At 61.4% G+C, this 18770-nt stretch carries 14 protein-coding genes, 1 tRNA gene and 1 pseudogene; 8 read left to right on the forward strand and 8 right to left on the reverse strand.

What is annotated here, in order from left to right:
- Positions 1-28: 28 nt before the first annotated feature.
- Positions 29-1102, forward strand: coding sequence for a hypothetical protein (locus A0257_12170; protein AMR27775.1), 1074 nt, complete (start codon positions 29-31; stop codon positions 1100-1102).
- Positions 1103-1330: 228 nt separating this feature from the next.
- Here A0257_12170 and A0257_12175 read toward each other — a convergent pair whose 3' ends face one another.
- Positions 1331-1759 carry a hypothetical protein gene (locus tag A0257_12175; protein ID AMR27776.1) on the reverse strand — a complete coding sequence of 143 codons (429 nt, stop codon included), beginning with the start codon at positions 1757-1759 and terminating at the stop codon, positions 1331-1333.
- 144 nt (positions 1760-1903) lie between these two features.
- On the opposite strand from A0257_12175, the gene A0257_12180 reads away from it, so the two are divergent.
- The 3 genes from A0257_12180 to A0257_12190 all read left to right on the forward strand — a co-directional run bounded on the left by A0257_12180 (position 1904) and on the right by A0257_12190 (position 5393).
- Positions 1904-3106 (forward strand): beta-ketoadipyl CoA thiolase, encoded by a 1203-nt coding sequence (locus A0257_12180; protein ID AMR27777.1) that lies wholly within the window; start codon positions 1904-1906, stop codon positions 3104-3106.
- A 284-nt stretch (positions 3107-3390) separates the two neighbouring features.
- Positions 3391-4671 carry a kynureninase gene (locus tag A0257_12185; GenBank protein ID AMR27778.1) on the forward strand — a complete coding sequence of 427 codons (1281 nt, stop codon included), beginning with the start codon at positions 3391-3393 and terminating at the stop codon, positions 4669-4671.
- 68 nt (positions 4672-4739) lie between these two features.
- On the forward strand, positions 4740-5393 hold the full coding sequence (locus A0257_12190; GenBank protein ID AMR27779.1) for a hypothetical protein: 654 nt from the start codon (positions 4740-4742) through the stop codon (positions 5391-5393).
- 80 nt (positions 5394-5473) lie between these two features.
- Here A0257_12190 and A0257_12195 read toward each other — a convergent pair whose 3' ends face one another.
- The 4 genes from A0257_12195 to A0257_12210 form a co-directional block, all read right to left on the reverse strand.
- A complete protein-coding gene (locus tag A0257_12195; protein ID AMR29739.1) occupies positions 5474-6136 on the reverse strand; it encodes a phosphatidylserine decarboxylase in 663 nt (220 codons plus the stop codon).
- A gap of 290 nt (positions 6137-6426) precedes the next feature.
- Positions 6427-7716, reverse strand: coding sequence for an amino acid dehydrogenase (locus A0257_12200; GenBank protein ID AMR27780.1), 1290 nt, complete (start codon positions 7714-7716; stop codon positions 6427-6429).
- 142 nt (positions 7717-7858) lie between these two features.
- Positions 7859-8842 (reverse strand): hypothetical protein, encoded by a 984-nt coding sequence (locus A0257_12205; protein AMR27781.1) that lies wholly within the window; start codon positions 8840-8842, stop codon positions 7859-7861.
- 42 nt (positions 8843-8884) lie between these two features.
- Positions 8885-9928, reverse strand: coding sequence for a hypothetical protein (locus A0257_12210; protein AMR27782.1), 1044 nt, complete (start codon positions 9926-9928; stop codon positions 8885-8887).
- 193 nt (positions 9929-10121) lie between these two features.
- Here A0257_12210 and A0257_12215 point away from each other — a divergent pair, with 193 nt between their 5' ends.
- Positions 10122-11111 carry a nitrogen fixation protein NifR gene (locus A0257_12215; GenBank protein AMR27783.1) on the forward strand — a complete coding sequence of 330 codons (990 nt, stop codon included), beginning with the start codon at positions 10122-10124 and terminating at the stop codon, positions 11109-11111.
- Between the two features lie 764 nt (positions 11112-11875).
- On the opposite strand, the gene A0257_12220 is transcribed toward A0257_12215, so the two are convergent.
- Positions 11876-13288, reverse strand: a complete 1413-nt coding sequence (locus A0257_12220; protein ID AMR27784.1) for a hypothetical protein — start codon at positions 13286-13288, stop codon at positions 11876-11878.
- Between the two features lie 232 nt (positions 13289-13520).
- Between A0257_12220 and A0257_12225 the strand changes: the two are divergent.
- The 3 genes and pseudogenes from A0257_12225 to A0257_12235 all read left to right on the forward strand — a co-directional run bounded on the left by A0257_12225 (position 13521) and on the right by A0257_12235 (position 17292).
- Positions 13521-14948: pseudogene (locus tag A0257_12225) on the forward strand (phosphogluconate dehydrogenase (NADP(+)-dependent, decarboxylating)).
- A 99-nt stretch (positions 14949-15047) separates the two neighbouring features.
- Positions 15048-16562: a glucose-6-phosphate dehydrogenase gene (locus tag A0257_12230; protein AMR27785.1), complete on the forward strand. Its 1515-nt coding sequence runs from the start codon at positions 15048-15050 to the stop codon at positions 16560-16562.
- Positions 16549-17292: a 6-phosphogluconolactonase gene (locus tag A0257_12235; GenBank protein AMR27786.1), complete on the forward strand. Its 744-nt coding sequence runs from the start codon at positions 16549-16551 to the stop codon at positions 17290-17292. The genes A0257_12230 and A0257_12235 overlap by 14 nt, the downstream gene beginning before the upstream one ends.
- 73 nt (positions 17293-17365) lie before the next feature.
- On the opposite strand, the gene A0257_12240 is transcribed toward A0257_12235, so the two are convergent.
- Positions 17366-17437: transfer RNA gene (locus tag A0257_12240), tRNA-Arg, on the reverse strand.
- A 29-nt stretch (positions 17438-17466) separates the two neighbouring features.
- Positions 17467-18756, reverse strand: coding sequence for a metal-dependent phosphohydrolase (locus A0257_12245; protein ID AMR29740.1), 1290 nt, complete (start codon positions 18754-18756; stop codon positions 17467-17469).
- Positions 18757-18770: the final 14 nt, after the last annotated feature.

Genomic DNA, 18770 nt, shown 5'->3' on the forward strand with positions numbered 1-18770 from the left:
TTCCTGGTTGATGCTTCATTTTTCCGTCATGAAAAACTTTCTTAAGTTGGCTGCTACGGCACTGTTGGCCTGGGTGATAGCCGCTCCTGCGGTGGCCGCGCCGCCCGCCAACCTCAGCATCACGGCCGAGCAGGGCCAGCCCTTCAGCCTGGTGCTAGATGGGCGGCTGCTGACCAACCCGGTGGCCCGCCAAATCAGGGTGGGACTGCTGCTGCCCGGCCGGCACTGGGCCGAGATTAGCGTGCCCACCGGATACGGCCCTGCTTTGCGCATGCGCACTACCCTGTGGCTGCAACCGGGCGCGGAAACGAGCTACGTGCTGTTGCTGAGGCCCTATGGCCCGCAGCTGCGCCAGGTGGGGGTAGGGCCCATTGGCCAGCCGGGCTATGGCAACCAGGGTGGCTACTACGGACAGGGCCAGGGTGGCTATTATGGTCAGGGCCAGCCCGGTGGCTACTACGGCCCAGGCCAGCCAGGTGGTGGCTATTATGGTCAGAACCAGGCTCCTGCGCCAAATCAGGGCGGCTACTATGGCCAGGGCCAGGCTCCGGCACCCGGCCAGGGTGGCTACGACCCGCGCGCTACCTATCCCGGTGGCAATCAGCCCGGCAGCTACCCCGCGCCAGTGCCCAACCAGCCGGGTGGCTACGCGGCCCCAGTACCTGCGCCTAATCAGCAGGGTGGCTACGCAGCTCCTGCGCAGCCGGGCGGCTACGACCAGAACAACACCCAGGGCGGTAACAATAATGCCCCCGGTGCCTATCCCAACGATGGCAGCGAACCGGCCCCGGCTAGTGCCGCCGCCCTACCCCCCCTCGCCCCGGCCGACGTGGCCGAGCTGGCCCAGGACCTGCGCCAGCGCCCCACCGATGCTGAGCGGCTGCGCACCGCCACCGACGCGCTCGCCGAAAGCAGCCTGCGCGCCGACGAACTGGCCGAGCTGGTCAAAACCTTCACCCACGACGAGTCGCGCATCGAGCTGGGTCGCTTTGGCTACGCCCACGTCAGCGACCCGCAAAACTTTGAGCGCGTGTATGAAGCGCTGCAATTTCCTTCCAGCGTGCGCACGCTGCGCCAGTTTGTTGGGCAGCCTCAGAATTAACCAAACTACCTCTTTCACACCTCATGGAAAACCCCGGCCGCCAGGAGCAGCCGGGGCTTTTTGTTGTGGGCTGGTTAGGAAATAGAGCAAGTCGTCAGAACGTCATTCCGAGCTTGCCGAGGAATCTCGCTCGCATTGTTGAACGAGGCCTGGACGATGCGCGCGAGATTCCTCGGCAAGCTCGGAATGACGTTCTAACTATTTCATAAATAATTAACCAGCAATGATTTACCGCAGGCGGTCGTAGTTGCGGCGCACGAACTGCTCATCGCGACGGATGAAGCGGGTGGCCAGCAGGTTGAGCATCAGGGCCAGGGTCGGGAGGTAGAAAGCGGGCTCGAACTTGCCTTCGAGCTTGAGATTGAGGAAGGTTTCGCCTTGGTTAGCGAAATAGAAAGCCGCCCCAAACGTGGCAATGATGAGCAGAATGTTGGCCGCGCCCAGCTTGAGCTGCTTGAAACGGTTGTTAAACTGAAAAATCTCGTAGGCCGCCAGGGCCGCCGACGCCAGGGCCAGCACCGCGATTACCCACACCGGACCCGCCGCGGCGGGCTTGGCCAGGTTGGCGGCGCTGAAGCCGAAGGCGGTGAGCGTGAGCTCCTGATGGGTGAGGCCATCGACTTTGTGCCACAGGGGAAGGGCCAGCATGCTGAGCATGCACAAGGCCAATAGTAAAAGGAAAACGCTTTGAATTCTTTGTATCATCTTTGCGGTTGTGAAAAAGGCCCGCGCCAACGCGCGCGGCCAGGCCAAAATTAGCCCTCAACCGGCGGACTCGCTTCGCCCCAACGATACAGTAGAATGCCCAATGCGTATATCGTGGATGCCGTGCGCACCCCGATTGGAAAATTTGGCGGCGCGCTCAGCAGCGTTCGCCCCGACGACCTGGCCGCGCTCGTGCTTCGCGAGCTGTTGCGCCGCAACCCCAGCCTGGACAAAAACGCGGTGGAAGACGTCATTATGGGTGCCGCCAACCAGAGCGGCGAGGACAACCGCAACGTGGCCCGCATGGCTGCCCTGCTGGCCGGCCTGCCCGTGACGGTTCCCGGCAACACCGTCAACCGCCTGTGCGCTAGCGGCTTGCAAAGTATTATCGATGCGTTTCACGCTATTAAGTGCGGCGAGGGCGACGTGTATCTGGCCGGCGGGGCCGAAAGCATGACCCGCGCGCCCTTCGTGATGGCCAAGTCCTCGACGGCCTTTGCCCGCGACTTTATGGCCCACGACACCACGCTGGGCTGGCGCTTCGTGAACCAGCGCCTGGCCCGCGACCACTACCCCTACACGATGGGCGACACGGCCGAGAACGTGGCCAAGCAGTATAATATCAGCCGCGAGGACCAGGATTTCTTTGCCTTCGAAAGCCAGCGCAAGTACCACCGCGCCGCCGAAAAAGGCCGTTTCCGCAAGGAGCTGGTGCCGGTGTTCCTGCCCCAGCCCAAGGGCGACACGGCGCTGTTTGACACCGACGAGCAGCCCCGCGTTTCGACCCTCGAAAAGCTGGCAACCCTCAAGCCGGCCTTCCAGCCCGACGGCGGCACCGTGACGGCCGGCAACTCGGCGGGCATCAACGACGGTGCCGCCGCTGCCCTGCTGGTGAGCGACGATGCCCTGGCGCGCTACAATCTCAAGCCGATGGCGCGCATTATCTCATCGGCCGTGGCGGGCGTTGACCCGTCCATTATGGGCATGGGCCCGGTGCCGGCCATCCGCAAGGTGCTGGAGCGCGCCAACCTCACGCTGGAGGATATGGACCTGCTCGAAATCAACGAAGCCTTTGCCTCGCAGAGCGTGGCCGTGGTGCGCGAACTGGGCGTTGACGTGGCCAAGCTGAACGTGAACGGCGGCTCCATCGCGATGGGCCACCCGCTGGGCTCCAGCGGCGCGCGCATCGTGGCCACGCTGGTGCATGAGATGCAGCGCCGCGAGGGTGTGCGCTACGGCCTGGTAGCCATGTGCGTAGGCGTGGGCCAAGGCGTGGCGATGGTGGTGGAAAAGGTGTAACCGGACTCGCACCGCGCTGGTGAGGGCTGGCGTCAGCGTCGCGATTACTCGAATATTATTAGCACGTTCTGCTAAAGCACACCCACATTTTTTACTGCCTCGCCAAGCAATTTACTTGGCGAGGCTGGAAGATTTTGGGCACTTTGGCAGGACGTGCTTTTGCATTATTTACCCCGCTTCTGCCGCATCCGCTGGCCGCCTACCCCCCCCGCCGGCCGATAGTGCGCGCTGAGCCGGTTATTTCTGCCGATTTTTGTGGAATGCTCTTCCCTACCCCACCCCGTATGACCTACGACGCTTCGCCCGCTTTTGCCACCGCCCAGGATGCGGCCGACCCGCTGAAAGCGTTCCGCCACGAGTTTCATTTTCCGCCGGGACCGGATGGGCAGCCGGTAGCGTATTTCTGCGGCAACTCGCTGGGGCTGCTGCCCCGCGCCGCCCGCGCCGCCGTGGAGGCCGAGTTTCAGGCCTGGGAAACCAAGGCGGTGGAGGGCCACTTTCACGGCGAGTCGCCCTGGATGTATTACCAGGATAACCTGGCTGAGTCGGCGGCCCGCGTGGTGGGCGCCCAGCCGCTGGAAGTGGTGATAATGAACACGCTAACGGTGAACCTGCACCTGTTGCTCATCTCCTTTTACCAGCCTACCCCCACCCGCTACAAGGTGCTGATGGAAGGCGGCGCGTTCCCTTCGGACCAATACGCGCTCGAAAGCCAGGCCCGCCTGCACGGCTTCGACCCGGCCGAAGCCATTGTGGAGATGCAGCCCCGGCCCGGCGAGCACACCCTGCGCACGGAGGACATCGAGGCCAAAATCGCGGAGCTGGGCAGCTCGCTGGCCACGGTCATTTTTGGGGGTATTAACTACTACACGGGGCAGGTGTTTGACATGGCGGCCATCACGCGGGCGGGGCACGCGGTGGGCGCGAAAGTGGGTTTCGACCTGGCCCATGCGGCCGGCAACGTGGTGCTGCACCTGCACGACTGGGACGTGGACTTTGCCTGCTGGTGCACCTATAAATACCTCAATTCGGGGCCGGGCGGCACGTCGGGCGTGTTTATTCACGAGCGCTTTGCGCACCAGCCCGATTTGCTGCGGCTGGCCGGCTGGTGGGGCAATGACCCCGCCGAGCGCTTTCAGATGCAAAAAGGCTTTCGGCCGGCGGCGGGCGCGGCGGGCTGGCAGCTCTCGTGCGGGCAGGTGCTGCCGATGGCCGTGCACCGCGTCAACCTTGAGCTCTTCGACCGGGCGGGGGGGGTAGGCGCCCTGCGCGCCAAGAGCGAAAAGCTGACCGGCTACCTCGAATTTCTCATCAACCAGCTCGGCCTGCCCACCAGCCGGCTCGAAATTATTACCCCCCCCAACCCGGCCGAGCGCGGCTGCCAGCTTTCGCTGCTGGTGCACGAGCGCGGGCGGGCGCTGTTCGACTACCTGGCCGCGCGGGGGGTAGTGGCCGACTGGCGCGAGCCGAATGTCATCCGGCTGGCACCCGTGCCGCTGTATAATTCGTTTGAGGACGTATATCGGGTGGGCGCGGCGCTTTTGCAATTTTACAGCGCGCAGTGAACCCCAAGCAGTTGGCAACTACCTGCTACCTGCTTACCGTTTAGTACGCGCTGCTTACTGAGTTTATTATGGAAGATTACGCGGCCAAAATGGCGCTCAAACCTGCTGCTGAGCTGCGCGCCTACGTGACGGGCTACGGGCAGTACCGCGAAGAGGCCGTGCTGGCCGCGCTGACCGAGCTGCGGCAGCGCGGCCAGCCTGCCCCCGAGGAGGAGGCCCTGCGCCCGCAGCTCGAAGCGGCGGTGCAGGCGGCCGCGACCGCGCAGCCCAGCCAGCCCGCGCTCACCGAGGCGGCGGCCCTACCCCCCGATGAGCAGCCGGTGCTGTATACGCCGGGCGTCATCGTGCTTTTTTCGGTGTTGTTCAACACCATCATCACGGGGGCGATACTGCTGGCCATTAACATGCGCCGGCTGAAAAACACGAAGGCCATCTGGGTGCTGGTGGCGTTTGTGCTGGCTTATCTAATTGGTGAAGCACTGGTAGTCAACCAGTTCATAAAGTCGTATAGCCTGAGCCCGCTGTTCGTGTCGCTGCTCAATCTGCCGGCGATTCTGGCGTATATCCTGTGGTTTTGGCCGCGCTACGTGGGCACGCACGACTTTCAACCGCGCAGTTGGCTGGTGCCGCTGCTGGTCTGCTTCGTCATTGTGATAGGGCTGGGCTTGTTGCTACCCCACCTGCCCGGCGCGGCGCAATTCATGAAGCAGCAAGGCAAATAAGTGCACTACACCAACAGGAAGAGTCCGGCCGCATGATGCGGCCGGGCTCTTCGCTTTGGCTTCAGGCGAGGGGGTAGGCGTTAGTCTATCAATTGGCAAAGCACGGTTTCGCCGCCCTTCACTTTCTGGCCCAATTCCACTTTAATCTGGGCACTAAGGGGCACGAAAATATCGACCCGCGAGCCGAATTTAATAAAGCCAAACTCCTCGCCCTGACTCACTTCGTCGCCCTCGTTCACGTACCACACGATGCGGCGGGCCATTGCCCCGGCAATTTGGCGGAAGAGCACCAGCGGGCCGGCATCGCTCTCGACTACCACCGTCGTGCGCTCGTTTTGGGTGCTGCTTTTGGGGTGCCAGGCCACCAGATACTGGCCGGGGTGATACTTAAAATACTTGACGATGCCCGACACCGGGTTGCGGGTAATGTGCACGTTGATGGGCGACATAAACACGCTAATCTGCCGGCGGGCGTCCTCAAAGTACTCGGGCTCAAATACTTCCTCAATCACGACCACCTTGCCATCGGCCGGGGCCAGCAGCAGGTCTTCGTGGGTGAGCAAGCGCCGGAAGGGCGAGCGAAAAAACTGCAACAGCATCAGAAACGCCACCACCGAGGCACCGGCAAAAATGCGGTTGAACACCACGTTGGACGCATTGTAGCGGTTCAGCAGCAGGTTGAGGGCCAGCAGCACGAGCAGCGTCACGAACAGGATGCGGCGGCCTTCTTTATGTATCTTAATCACGGATTACGCGGATTTTAACGGATTTCACGGATTTTGTAGCTGGCGCTGATGCTAACTACTCTGCGTGTGTGGCCACATAAGGGCTGGGGCTGGGTAAACGAGGGCACTAGGGGTCTTGTGTGGAGAAACACGCACGGCACGGAGCCTAAGTGCGACGGATGTACAAAATAACGGTATTCCGGCTAATGATTCCACAAAAATGTGGACGACAACCAGGGCAAGCGCCAGCAACAGCGCCTGCCAGGTTGTCGTCCACAAAATCCGTGAAATCCGCGTAATCCGTGATTCTAGTAGCCGCCGCGGTACTTATACGTCTGGGCTACCTTGTCGATGGCCACGACGTAGGCCGCGATGCGCATCGGGATATTATACTTCTGGCTGGTAGCGTACACCTTCTCAAAAGCCTCCGTCATGATGCGGTCGGCGCGGTCGGTCACCATGTCGAGGCTCCACTTGAAGCCCTGCTTGTTCTGCACCCATTCAAAGTAGCTCACCGTGACGCCGCCCGAGTTGGCCAGGATGTCGGGCACTACCAGAATGCCTTTCTCATTGATAATGGGGTCGGCCGAAGCCGATGTGGGGCCGTTGGCCCCTTCCACAATCAGCTTGGCCTGAATAAAGGGAGCATTGTGCTCCGTAATCACGTCCTCCACGGCGGCGGGCACAATCACGTCCACCGCCGAAATCAGCAGCTTGGTGGGGTCCATCGGGTCGGCACCTTCAAAGCCTTCGAGGCGGCCACTGTGGGCATTTTTATAGGCAATGGCCTCGTCGATATTGATGCCGTTTTCGTTCCAGTAAGCGCCCGAAATATCGGACACTCCTTTCACTTTCAGTCCTTTATCAAACAACAGCTTGGAAGCCCACGAGCCCACGTTGCCGAAGCCCTGCACGGCCACCGACGTTTCTTCGGGCTTCATGCCGAGCTTGGCCAGCGCGGCCAGGCACGACACCATGACGCCGCGGCCGGTGGCCTCGGTGCGACCCAGCGAGCCGCCCATTACCAAGGGTTTGCCAGTTACCACGGCCGAAGCAGTCTGGCCCACGGCCTTCGAGAATTCGTCCATAATCCAGGCCATTTCGCGCGGGCCGGTACCCATGTCGGGAGCCGGAATATCGCGGTCGGGGCCAAACACGTCCTTCATCGACACGGTGTAGGCGCGGGTGAGGCGCTCCAGCTCGCCCACGCTCATGGTGGTGGGCTCGCAGATGATACCGCCCTTGGCCCCGCCGTAGGGGATGTCCACCACGGCGCACTTCCAGGTCATCCAGGCGGCCAGGGCTTTCACCTCGTCCAGGTTCACGTTCTTGTCATAGCGAATGCCGCCTTTGCTGGGGCCCAAAATGGTGTTGTGCACCACGCGGTAGCCCTCAAAAACGTGCACCTTGCCATCGTCCATCATCACGGGCAAATGCACGATAACTTGCTTGTCGGGCGCTTTCAATACTTCGTAAGAAGTATCATCGAGGCCCAGAATCTCAGCCGCGCTATCGAAGCGCGACATCATGGATTCCAGGGGATTCTCGGTATTGCCGACCTGCGGGGCGGGCTCTTTATACACAGTGGTGGCTGCCATGTGAGGGGGAAAATGGTGGAGGGTGGGTGGGATTAAGAAGATGCGTGTGCTTACGAAAAAGCGCCGCAAAGGTAGCTGTAGAACGGAGTGGCACTCCGTTTATCGTTCGTGCGGAAACGGAGTGCCACTCCGTTCTATCTCCTTACTCCACCAGCGCTTGCAGCAGGGCCAGCACCGGCAGCACCAGCAAAAAGGCGTCGAAGCGGTCGAGCAGGCCGCCGTGGCCAGGCAGGAAAGTGCCCGAGTCTTTCACGCCCGCGCTGCGCTTGAGCATCGACTCGGCCAGGTCGCCGAGCGGGCCGAACACGGCCACTACCCCCGCCGCTACCAGCCGGTGGCTCAGGGGAATGTCGGGCAGAAAGTGGCCGGCCGCCCAGCCCGTGGCCAGCGTGAGCGCTGCTCCGCCGGCCCAGCCCTCCCAGGTTTTGCCGGGCGAAATGCTGGGCGCCAGCTTGTGCTTGCCAAAGTTTTTACCGGCGAAATAGGCCCCGGTATCAGCCGCCCAGATGAAGAGAATGAGCAGGAAAACACGGCCGGGCTCGAAGTGGCCCGAGCCAAAGGCAATTAAGCTGAGAAGCGACATGGGCAGGCTCACATACAATAAGCCCGTTAGCGTAGCGCCAATATTGATAAAAGGTTGACCGTGATTTGGCCACAAAACAATTTCCCTTACTACTAGCACCACTAATAGTAGAATAGCCCCACCAATCCAGATGGGCACGCTTGCTAGAAGCTCCACTAATTGAGGAAGGCCAATTTGTACTGGGGCAGGCTGAGTAAGAGATAGAGGCGGATAGATAGTAAAGCCTGTTGCCAAATGAAATATGCCGGCATAGACGGTATAGCCAGTAATAAAGCTGATAACACAAAAAATCACTACCCCCACTACTCCTCCTGCCCAGCTCGCTGGCCGGTAGCCACCGGCCCGCATTATCCGGTAAAATTCTTTTAATATCACGGCCTGCACGGCGGCAAAAAACAGCCCGAACGAGATAGGCCCGCCGAAGGTGCAGCTGATGAGCAGCGCCGCCGCGAGCGCGCCCCAAATGGCGCGCAGGCGCAGGTTGCTAGGGCCCTTTTTAGGCTGCGTATCGTCGGGGGGGGTAGGGGTAGCGTCGGGGTTCAAATCGGGCTGGGGCTGGGGCGCGGGCGCCCAAGGTGGAAAAACTTAGGGAAGGCGCTGTTCGCTGGGCGGCGCAACATCGAAGGCGGGCGAGGGGGTAGGGCGGCCGGCCGTCCAGCGCTGATGCAGCCAGTAGAGCAGCCCCGCCGTGAGCGCCGCCGATAGCAAAACGGCCGGCCACGGCACGGCCTGGTTGGTATCGGGGTCAAAGATGGCGGGCAGCATTTTATTCTGAAACAAATAAAGCAATACCAGCTGAAGGGCATTCTGGGTGAAGTGCGCGGCCATCGACACCAGAATATTCCCGCTCCACTCGTATAAATACCCTAGCACCAGCCCCAACACGAAGCGCGGCACGAACCCGAAAAACTGCACGTGAATGGCCGAAAAAATGGCCGCCGCCAGCCACACGCCCACGTGCCGCGAGCCAAACCACGCCACCAAATTGCGCTGCACGCCGCCCCGAAACACTAGCTCCTCGGCCACCGCCGGCACGATGGCAATGACGATGAGCCCCACTAGCAACCGGCCAGGCGAGTGAAAATCGGTCAGAAACTTGGTGAGGCCGGTTTTCTGGTCTTCCTCGGCGCGGGCCCACAGCTCAAAGTCGTGCAGGGGGGTAGGGAAATGCACGCCGGCATTCCAGGCCACCAGCGCCGACAAAAACGGCACCGAGCAAATAATTACCAGCCCGGCTGCCGCCGGCCACCACGCCGCTCCCAGCCGGCGCGGCGCAAAATAGCTAGCCACCGACTGCCCCAGCAGGCGCGGCAGCAGGGCTGCGCCCGCGCCTGCGCCTGCCAGCGACAACCCCTGCGTAAGCATTAACACTGCCCAGCCGTGGGGCACCCGCTCGGGAGCCACGGCCAACTGCCCAGACTGCGCCAGTGATACGCCATAAAGCAGCTTGACTAACCCCACGGCCAGCAGGCTGGCCAGGCACAGCCCCAATATGGCCAGCCCCAGCAGCATCAGGAGCTGCACGGCGGGGTGCACGGGGCGGGGCAGCAAACCTTTCATAGAGGGGGTAATGTTCAAGGGGGTGTAAATTTGCGCAATAAATTCTCGGTGGCGCGCAACGCTCAGCATTTGTCCTTGCGAACGAAGCAACGCGGAGCGCGGCAATCTTTCCTGGTCGTTCGCTTTATAGGGGGTTACTAACCCAGGCGTGAAGGAAAGATTGCTGCGCTCCACTTCGCCCTTGCTTGATGCGCAACATGCTCGCAAAGACAGGTGCCAACTCCGCGCCGTCCACAAAATCCACTTAAATCAGTGCTAATCAGTGGTCCAGATAAGTAATATTCAACTCCCCGACTTCCCGCTGCTCCTCGCCCCGATGGAGGACGTGAGCGACCCGCCCTTCCGGGCCGTGTGCAAGGCCAACGGGGCCGACCTGATGTACACCGAGTTTATTTCCTCGGAGGGTCTCATCCGGGCGGCGGCCAAGAGCCGGCAGAAGCTCGATGTATTTGATTACGAGCGGCCTATCGGCATCCAGCTCTTTGGTTCCGACGTGGATACGATGGGCGAGTGCGCGGCCATCAGCACGGAGGCGGGGCCGGATTTAATTGATATCAACTACGGCTGCCCGGTGAAGCAGGTGGCCATGCGCGGCGCGGGCGCGGCCCTGCTGCGCGACGTGCCCAAGATGGTAGCCATGACCGCCGCCGTGGTTCGAAATACGCACCTGCCCGTGACCGTGAAAACCCGCCTCGGCTGGGACCTCGACACCCTGAACGTGGAGGAAGTGGCCGAGCGCCTGCAAGACGTGGGCATCGCGGCGCTCACCGTGCATGGCCGCACCCGCGTGCAGCTCTACAAGGGTGAAGCAGATTGGCGACTCATCGCCAAAATCAAGGAAAACCCGCGCATCAAAATCCCCATTTTCGGCAACGGCGACATCGACTCGCCCGAAAAGGCGGTGACCTACAAAAACCGCTACGGCGTGGATGGCGTCATGATTGGCCGCGCCGCCATCGGCTACCCCTGGATTTTCCGGGAGGTGAAGCACTACGCGGCCACCGGCCAGCTCCTACCCCCCCCCACCCTCGACGAGCGCCTGGCCATGTGCCGGATGCACTTCGACAAAAGCCTGGAGTGGAAAGGCCCCAAAGCCGGCATCTTCGAGATGCGCCGGCACTATGCCCACTATTTCCGCGGCCTGGAAGGGGCCAAGCAGTGGCGCACCAAGCTGGTCGATGCCGAGCACGGCGAGCAGATTTACAGTATTTTAGAGGAAATAGCGGCCAGCGAGGCGGTGCTGGTAGGGTAGAACATCCATTCCAGACCCATGTCGCTAATTCATCGGCCCATGCCTTGGCCTTGGCCGAGCAGCCAAATTAGCATAAAACCTATACCTAATCCGACTGCCAATAACCCACCAATAATTCCAAGCCAACCGCCCACGCCAGCTACCAGTACAATCCCTCCAACCAACAGTACTAATCCGATGCCTAAATAGAAGATAATTGCGCCTACATTCCCTCGGAGAGCATCACCTATAGTAATGAACGTGCGACGAAAAAAACCAGCAGTACGCTGGGGCTTGACAGACATAGGCAAGGAATAGGCAGGAGGAATAAAGGTCTTGCCCACTGGCCGGACCATCCCAGCCCACCGATGAGTTGCCGCCCTTGGCAACAAGTGGCGGCGCGAGAGTGACCTAGCACCAGCCTGGGCCGAGGCTAAAACCGGCGTTGCCACTGTAGCTACCAAGCGGGTACTATCGAGTTGAGATTCGGCAGCAGTAAGTGTCAGTGGCTGAAACGAATAGCTGGCTCGCTGGCAACCGGAAAGAACCAGAAGCAGGCTGGCACCAGCCAGTAGATAAGCGCGAAAAAGTGCGGGCATAGGAAACAGAAGCTGTTGCTAGATGGGGCAAATTTGCAACCATCAGTTACTTCTGCCTCATTTCCCGGCGGCGCATAGGCACTTTATCCACCGTTGCGAAGAGGCGGGCGGGGGTAGGGAGCGGGCCAGCTTGCTACCATCTCCACTGAGGATTATCAAAAATTCGTCCTCGTTGTACGGGCGTTCTTAGCGTCGCTGCTCCTCGTGCGCGGGGTGCGGCTGAGGTTGCGGGCGCGGCGGCTGGGGTGCCGGCCGCGGCCGCTGGGGAGCCGGGTTTTGGGGCCGTGGCTGACGCGGGGCCTGGGGTCGTGGCAGGGGGGTAGGGGCTGGCAGAGGCTGCTGACGCGGGGCTTGCCGCTGCGCGCGTTGCTGCTGCTGGGCGGGGGTAGGGGCGGGCTTCGGCTGCCCGGCTTGCGCCTGCTGGCGGGCCTGGCGGGCTTGTTGACGCTCCTGGTGCGGGGTCGGGTCAGCAATAATGGCGGGGGCGACGGGCGGCGCGGCCGGGGTAGGTAGCGCGGCGCGGGCCGGCTGGTTGTTGGGACGGGGGGTAGGCGGCGCAATAGTAGCCGGCTGGGTGCTAGGCCGGGGGGTAGGCGGCGCGGCAACGGGCGGCTGGGCCGCCCGCTGGCGGGCGGCCTGGAAGGGCTGGGCATCGGTGCTGCTGAGCTGCTGCGCGGCTTTGTCGGGCAGCAAGCCGGTGCCGGGCCGGGCGGCGCGGGCCTGCCGGGCGGCCTCGGCCAGGGGCACGATACGGCGGGGAGCCGGGGCGCTGGCGGCGTTGGCGACGGCACTGGGCGCTTTCACATTGGGGCGGTAGAAGGCCAGGGAGTTGCCCTGAACCCCCACGCCGGGGGTGTTGCGGCTGGTGACGGCCACTTGTTGCAGGGTCTGGCCGGTGGCTTTCTCCACGTCGGCGCGGGCGGGGCCGGCGGGGTAGCCGCCTCTTTCGCGCTGGTTGTTGATAACGGTGGTGTTGTTCACCGTCTTATTCACATAGGTATTGTTGATAATGGTGGTCTGATTATAGAGCACCGTGGTGCGGGCCGGGGGCACGTAGTAGGTGGCAATGCGGGGGCTGGCGACGTAGGCGGCCGGCACGAAGTACCAGCGGGCCGGCACCACGGGCGCGTTGCCAAAAGAGAACGAAAAGCCAACGTTTACCCGCACGCCCGGCTGGATGGGCGGCGGTCCCAGCGGAGCCCAGCCGTAGTAGCCGGCGCTTTGCCGCCACGCTACCCAGGCCGGCCCCCAGCGGTAGCCCGGCACCCACACCCAGCCATAGGGGTCGCTAAAGTGCCAGCGGCCGTAGTGAAACGGCGCCCAGCCCCAGGCGTAGTCCGATACCCAGGTCCAGCCATAATCAGTGTACACCCAGTGGCCGTCGCTGCCGTAGGGCTGGAAATCAGGCCCGACCGCCGGCAACCACACGTAGCCATAATCGGGGTCGTTCACCCACTGCCCGTAGGGGCTCAGGGCATCGTAAAACATCTGGTACGTGACCGGGCCGCCGTCGGGTGGCGCGGGGTCCTGCGCCTGGGCCGGCCGGCCGGCGGCCAGCAGCAATAGCCCCAGCACCGCCCAACGAAAGGAAAAAGACATAACAGAAAAAGCAAGGTGAGACGGCCCGGCGAGTAGCCGTGGTGCCAGCGGTGGGCGCGAAAAGGATAGTCAAAGCCTTGGAGCAGACGTCGGCGTAAAGGTTTAAGCGACCGCCTCCGCGGCGCGGTGGCGGCCAGCTTATTTTTTTCTACCCCACTCGTTAAGGAACAGCCTAATCAGCTTTTCAGCGTATAACTGTTCCTTTACGCTTTCATCCCTACCCCCCCGCACTATGAGCGACACTCCCACGGACTACGCATTCGGCATGATTGGCCTCGGCACGATGGGCCGCAACATGTTGCTGAACATGGCCGACCACGGCTTTGCCGTAGCCGGCTACGATAAAAACCAGAAGCAGGTGGACCTGCTGGGCCAGGAAGGCCAGGACAAGCCCGTGAAGGGTTTCACTGACCCCAAAACCTTCGTGCAGAGCATCAAAACGCCCCGCGCCATTATGATGCTGGTGCCCGCCGGCCCCATCGTGGACAGCGTAATTGCCGAAATGCTACCCCTGCTCGCGCCCGGCGACATCCTGATTGACGGCGGCAACTCGCACTTCACCGACACCGAGCGCCGCGACAAAGAATTGAAAGACAAGGGCTACCACTTCTTCGGCATGGGCGTAAGCGGTGGCGAGGAAGGCGCGCGCTTCGGCCCGAGCATGATGCCGGGCGGCGACAAAGAAGCCTACCAGACCATGAAGCCGGTATTCGAGGCCATCGCAGCGCACGTGGATGACGCGCCTTGCGTGGCCTGGCTGGGGCCGGGCGCGGCGGGCCACTTCGTGAAAATGGTCCACAACGGCATTGAATACGCCCTGATGGAGCTGATTGCCGAGACTTACGGGCTAATGAAAAACGGCCTGGGTATGGCCGATGAGGCTATTGGGCAGGAGTTCGCGAAGTGGAACGATGGGCGCTTGCAGTCGTTTTTGCTCGACATTACGAAGGATATTTTCGCCTTCAAAAACCCGGATGGCGACGGCACGCTGTTGCTCAACGACATCAAAGACGAGGCCCGCGCCAAGGGCACCGGCAAGTGGACTTCGCAAATTTCGATGGACTTGCAGGTGCCGATTCCGACCGTGGACACGGCCGTGTCCATGCGTGACTTGTCCAAATACAAGGACCTGCGCGTGCAGCTCGCCAAAATTTACGGCCCCGAAGCCGGCCACCTGAAAGGCGATAAAAACGAGCTGCTCAAGCAGTTGGAGCAGGCGTTTTATTTCAGCATGATAATGAGCTATGCCCAGGGAATGCAGCTGCTGGCGCAGGCTTCGGAGGAGTATAAATACGACTTGCAGATGGCCACCATTGCCAAAATCTGGCGCGGGGGCTGCATTATCCGCTCGGCGTTTTTGAATGATATCTACAACGCTTTTGAGAAAGATAATAACCTGGCGCACTTGCTCTTGGATGATAAGGTGCGGGAGTTGACGCTGGCGGCGGTGCCGGGAATGCGGGCCGTGGTGGCAGCGGCCGTGGCGGCCGGGCAGGCACTGCCGGCTTATACTTCGACGCTGGGTTATTTCGATGCTTTCCGCACAGCGCGCCTACCCTCGAATCTGATTCAGGCGCAACGCGACTATTTTGGGGCGCACACCTACGAGCTGATTGGCAAAGAAGGCGTGTTTCACACCCAATGGACGGGCAAGCGTAGCCACCCCGACGCGCCCGCCGGGCAGGCCGCCAATCTGAAGCCCAACACGCCGCCCGTGCCCAATACCAAGCGGTCGGAAGACGCTAAACCAAAGCTGTAGATGAACGAGACCCTGAAATCGCAGCCGACGGTATTCGTCATCTTCGGCGGCACCGGCGACCTGAACGCCCGCAAGCTGGCCCCGGCCTTGTATAATCTGTACCTCGAAGGCTGGCTGCCCACGCAGTTTGCCTTCATTGGCACGGGCCGCACCAAACTCACTGACGACGAGTTTCGGGCCCGGATACTCCACGATATCAACGAGTTTTCGCGCAGCGGCAAGGTGACCGATGAGCAATGGCAGGGCTTCGCGCCCCACATCTACTACCAACCGGCCGATGTGCAGGACGCGAAAACCTACAGGGAATTTGGCAAAAAAATCAAGGTGCTGGAAGGCGATTGGAAAGCGCCGGCCAACGTGATTTACTACCTGGCGGTGGCACCCAATTTCTTCCCCATCATCGCCGAAAACCTGGCCAAAGCCGGGCTGACGGAAGATGCCGAGCACACGCGCATCGTGATTGAGAAGCCCTTCGGCCACGATTTGGAATCGGCCAAGGAATTGAACGCGCTGCTGAGCCGCATTTTTCGCGAAAAGCAGATTTACCGCATCGACCATTACCTGGGCAAGGAAACGGTGCAGAATATTATGGCTTTTCGCTTCGCGAACGCCATTATGGAGCCGCTCTGGAACCGCAACAGCATCGAGCACGTGCAGATTTCGGTGACTGAAAGCCTGGGCGTAGGCGACCGGCTGGGCTATTACGACGGCTCGGGCGCGCTGCGCGACATGATTCAGAACCACCTCTTGCAGCTGCTCTGCATCGTGGCGATGGAGCCGCCGGTGAGCTTTTCGGCCGAGGAAGTGCGCGACCGCAAGGTGGACGTGCTGCGCGCCATGCGCCGCTTCACGCCCGAAACCGTGCGCGAGCAGGCCGTGCGCGGGCAGTATGGCCCCGGCTGGCTGGAGGGCAACAAGGTGCCTGGCTACCGCGAGGAGCCCGGTGCCAACCCGCGGTCGAACACCGAAACGTTCGCGGCGGTGAAGTTTTTCATCGACAACTGGCGTTGGCAAGGCGTGCCGTTTTACCTGCGCACCGGCAAGCGCCTGCACCGCTCAGCCTCGGTTATTACCATTCAGTTCAAGGACGTGCCGCACTTCATTTTCTCGCCCGAAACGGCCGAAACGATGCGCCAGAATCGGCTCATTATCAGCATTCAGCCCGAAATGAGCATTCGCTTGCAAGTGCAGGCCAAGCGCCCAGGGGTGGACATGATGCTGAATACCGTGGACATGGTATTTGACTACAAAGGAACCTACGTGAGCGAAGCGCCCGAGGCCTACGAAACGCTGCTGCTCGACGTGATGCTGGGCGACCAGACGCTCTTTATGCGCGGCGACCAGGTGGAGGAAGCCTGGGATTTGGTGATGCCCATTCAAACCTCGTGGCAAACCCGCATCAGCCAGGATTTCCCCAACTACTCGGCCGACTCCTGGGGCCCCGAAGCCGCCGAGGCCTTGGTCGCCAAAGACGGTTACCACTGGTTTACTTTTCCCCTCAATGGCAAAAAATAGCCCGTCCCTGCAAGTTTTCGCTACCCCCGACGAGGTGCTGCGCGCCCTGGCCGAGTATTTCGTAGCCGCCGCCGGGCGGGCCGTAGCCGCGCGCGGGCGCTTTGCGGTGGCGCTGTCGGGCGGTAGCTCACCCAAAAAGCTGTATGAGCTGCTGGCCTCGCCCGCCTACCACGAGCAGGTGGCCTGGGAGCAGGTATATTTCTTTTTTGGCGATGAGCGCAACGTGCCCCAGAACTCGCCCGACAGCAACTACCTGATGGCCAAAACTACGCTGCTCGACCCGCTGGGCATTCGGCCGGCGCAGGTATTTGCCGTCGATACGCGCCTACCCCCCGCCGAGGCGGCGGCGCAGTACGGCGTGGCCGTGGAGGAGTTTTTTGGGGAAGAAAAGGCCGAGTTTGACCTCGTGCTGCTGGGCCTGGGCGATAACGCGCACACGGCCTCGCTGTTTCCGCACACGCCCGTGCTGCACGATAAAGCGGTGGGCGTGAAGGAAGTATGGCTGCCCGTGGAGCAGGTATTTCGCATCACCTTCACGGCTCCGCTCATCAATCAGGCGCGGGCGGTGGCCTTCCTGGTCTATGGCGCGGGCAAGGCCGAAGCCGTGCAACAAATTCTAGAATTTCCGCGCGACGTGGAGCAGTACCCGGCTCAGCTTATAGAGCCCGCCAGCGGCCCCACCGACTGGTTTCTGGACGAGGCTGCGGCGCAAAAGCTACGCCAGCGGTAGCGCGGTCTGAAAAGAGGCCTCAAAAAAATACGCTTGCCTTCGAAGGGCAAGAGTATTTTCTTAGTTATATATGTAGCCACGAGCAGATTCGAACTGCTATCAAGCGTTTAGGAAACGCCTATTCTATCCCTTGAACTACGCAGCCAAGCCCCAAAGTTACGCTTACAAGCTTACCTACATCTTATAGGCGAGGACAATGCCGAAGGAGAGCGCCGTGAGGATGAGCCCGACCATAAAAATGGAATAGCTCACGCGCAGCAGCTTGTATTTGCGGTCGAGCACCTCGCCGAGGTAGTACACGTCGGTGACCATGTTGGTGTAGAGGGTGTCTTTCTGGCGCATCAGCTCGCGCATGCCTTCCTGGAAATGCTGGAGGCTGAGCTTGGTGAACTGCCCGAAAAACAGGAGATTAACGCGCCGGTTGGTGGCAATGGCGGGGTTCTTCTTCAGCCACTTGAAGCTCGTGACGTCGGGCTGCGCCGAGAGGATGGCCGAGGTTACCGAGCCCAGCGCCGTGATGAGCAGCACGCCCATCGGCACGGCCAGAATGGGGTTGCGGGCGAAGTTGGCATCGCCCGTAACCAGGTGCGACGACTTGGCCCCTAAGTACGTGATTATCACCGAAAGAATAACGGCGTTGAGCTGAATCATCATGCCCGCTTTCTTGTCGGCCATGTCCGAAAGCTTCATGTGGTTGGAATACATGGTGCGGAACATAGTTTCGATGCCCCGCTTGGGCTCGGCAAACGTGTCGTTGGCCTTTTTTTCCTTCTTCTTGGTCTTTTTATGCGCCTTTTTGAGAATGTCGCTCTGCTCTTCGGTATTTTTTTCGAAATCCTTCTTAAAACGCTCCTTGCCGGCCTCCGAGTGGTATTTGTGGCTCGTCATGAACGCTAATTGCAATTCGGCCCATTCCGTGTTGGTGTACGACTTGTCGAGCAACAGCTCCCATTCGGTGCGGATGAGCTCGGCGCGGGCCCGAAAATCGTTGGCCGCCAGGTTGCTCATATCGGCATCGACGAGCATTTTTTCCAGCTCCGTGTTGGCCGGCTCGTTGCGGTGCGTGGCCCGGATAAGATTCTTTATCAGCTCGATGCGGGCGGCCCCTACCCCCTGCTCGCGCAGCCACGCCTCGGCGCGGGCCATGCTCCGGTATTCGTGGCCGTCGTAGGTATCGAGGTAGCCGAGGTCGTGAAACCAGGCGGCCAGCAGCAGCTCCTCGGCCTGGGGGGGGGGTAGGGCGGCCGCATCGGCCAGGGCGTGCGCCTGCTTCACCACGTAGGCCGTGTGGGCCAGCGTATGGTAGGTGAGGCGCGGGTCGAGGCCCGCCGCGAGCAGTGCCTCAACGTGCGCCCGCGCCTGCCGCACCAGCGCCGACACCTCCGACCTGGGCGGCTTGGCGGGCTTGGCAGCCGTGGCTTCGACCGGCACTTCAGCAGCGGCGGGGAGGGTAGTAGTAGCCATAATCAACGCAAGAA

This window comes from Hymenobacter psoromatis (assembly GCA_001596155.1).
Lineage (GTDB): Bacteria > Bacteroidota > Bacteroidia > Cytophagales > Hymenobacteraceae > Hymenobacter.

Excerpts from the sequence above, each read along its gene's own strand:
- A0257_12175 (AMR27776.1), bottom strand. The coding sequence starts at position 1,759 with ATGCTCAGCATGCTGGCCCTTCCCCTGTGGCACAAAGTCGATGGCCTC.
- A0257_12220 (AMR27784.1), bottom strand. The coding sequence starts at position 13,288 with ATGTCTTTTTCCTTTCGTTGGGCGGTGCTGGGGCTATTGCTGCTGGCC.
- A0257_12190 (AMR27779.1), top strand. The coding sequence starts at position 4,740 with ATGGAAGATTACGCGGCCAAAATGGCGCTCAAACCTGCTGCTGAGCTG.
- A0257_12200 (AMR27780.1), bottom strand. The coding sequence starts at position 7,716 with ATGGCAGCCACCACTGTGTATAAAGAGCCCGCCCCGCAGGTCGGCAAT.
- A0257_12185 (AMR27778.1), top strand. The coding sequence starts at position 3,391 with ATGACCTACGACGCTTCGCCCGCTTTTGCCACCGCCCAGGATGCGGCC.
- A0257_12170 (AMR27775.1), top strand. The coding sequence starts at position 29 with ATGAAAAACTTTCTTAAGTTGGCTGCTACGGCACTGTTGGCCTGGGTG.
- A0257_12230 (AMR27785.1), top strand. The coding sequence starts at position 15,048 with ATGAACGAGACCCTGAAATCGCAGCCGACGGTATTCGTCATCTTCGGC.
- A0257_12210 (AMR27782.1), bottom strand. The coding sequence starts at position 9,928 with ATGCTGAGCGTTGCGCGCCACCGAGAATTTATTGCGCAAATTTACACC.
- A0257_12245 (AMR29740.1), bottom strand. The coding sequence starts at position 18,756 with ATGGCTACTACTACCCTCCCCGCCGCTGCTGAAGTGCCGGTCGAAGCC.
- A0257_12235 (AMR27786.1), top strand. The coding sequence starts at position 16,549 with ATGGCAAAAAATAGCCCGTCCCTGCAAGTTTTCGCTACCCCCGACGAG.
- A0257_12180 (AMR27777.1), top strand. The coding sequence starts at position 1,904 with ATGCCCAATGCGTATATCGTGGATGCCGTGCGCACCCCGATTGGAAAA.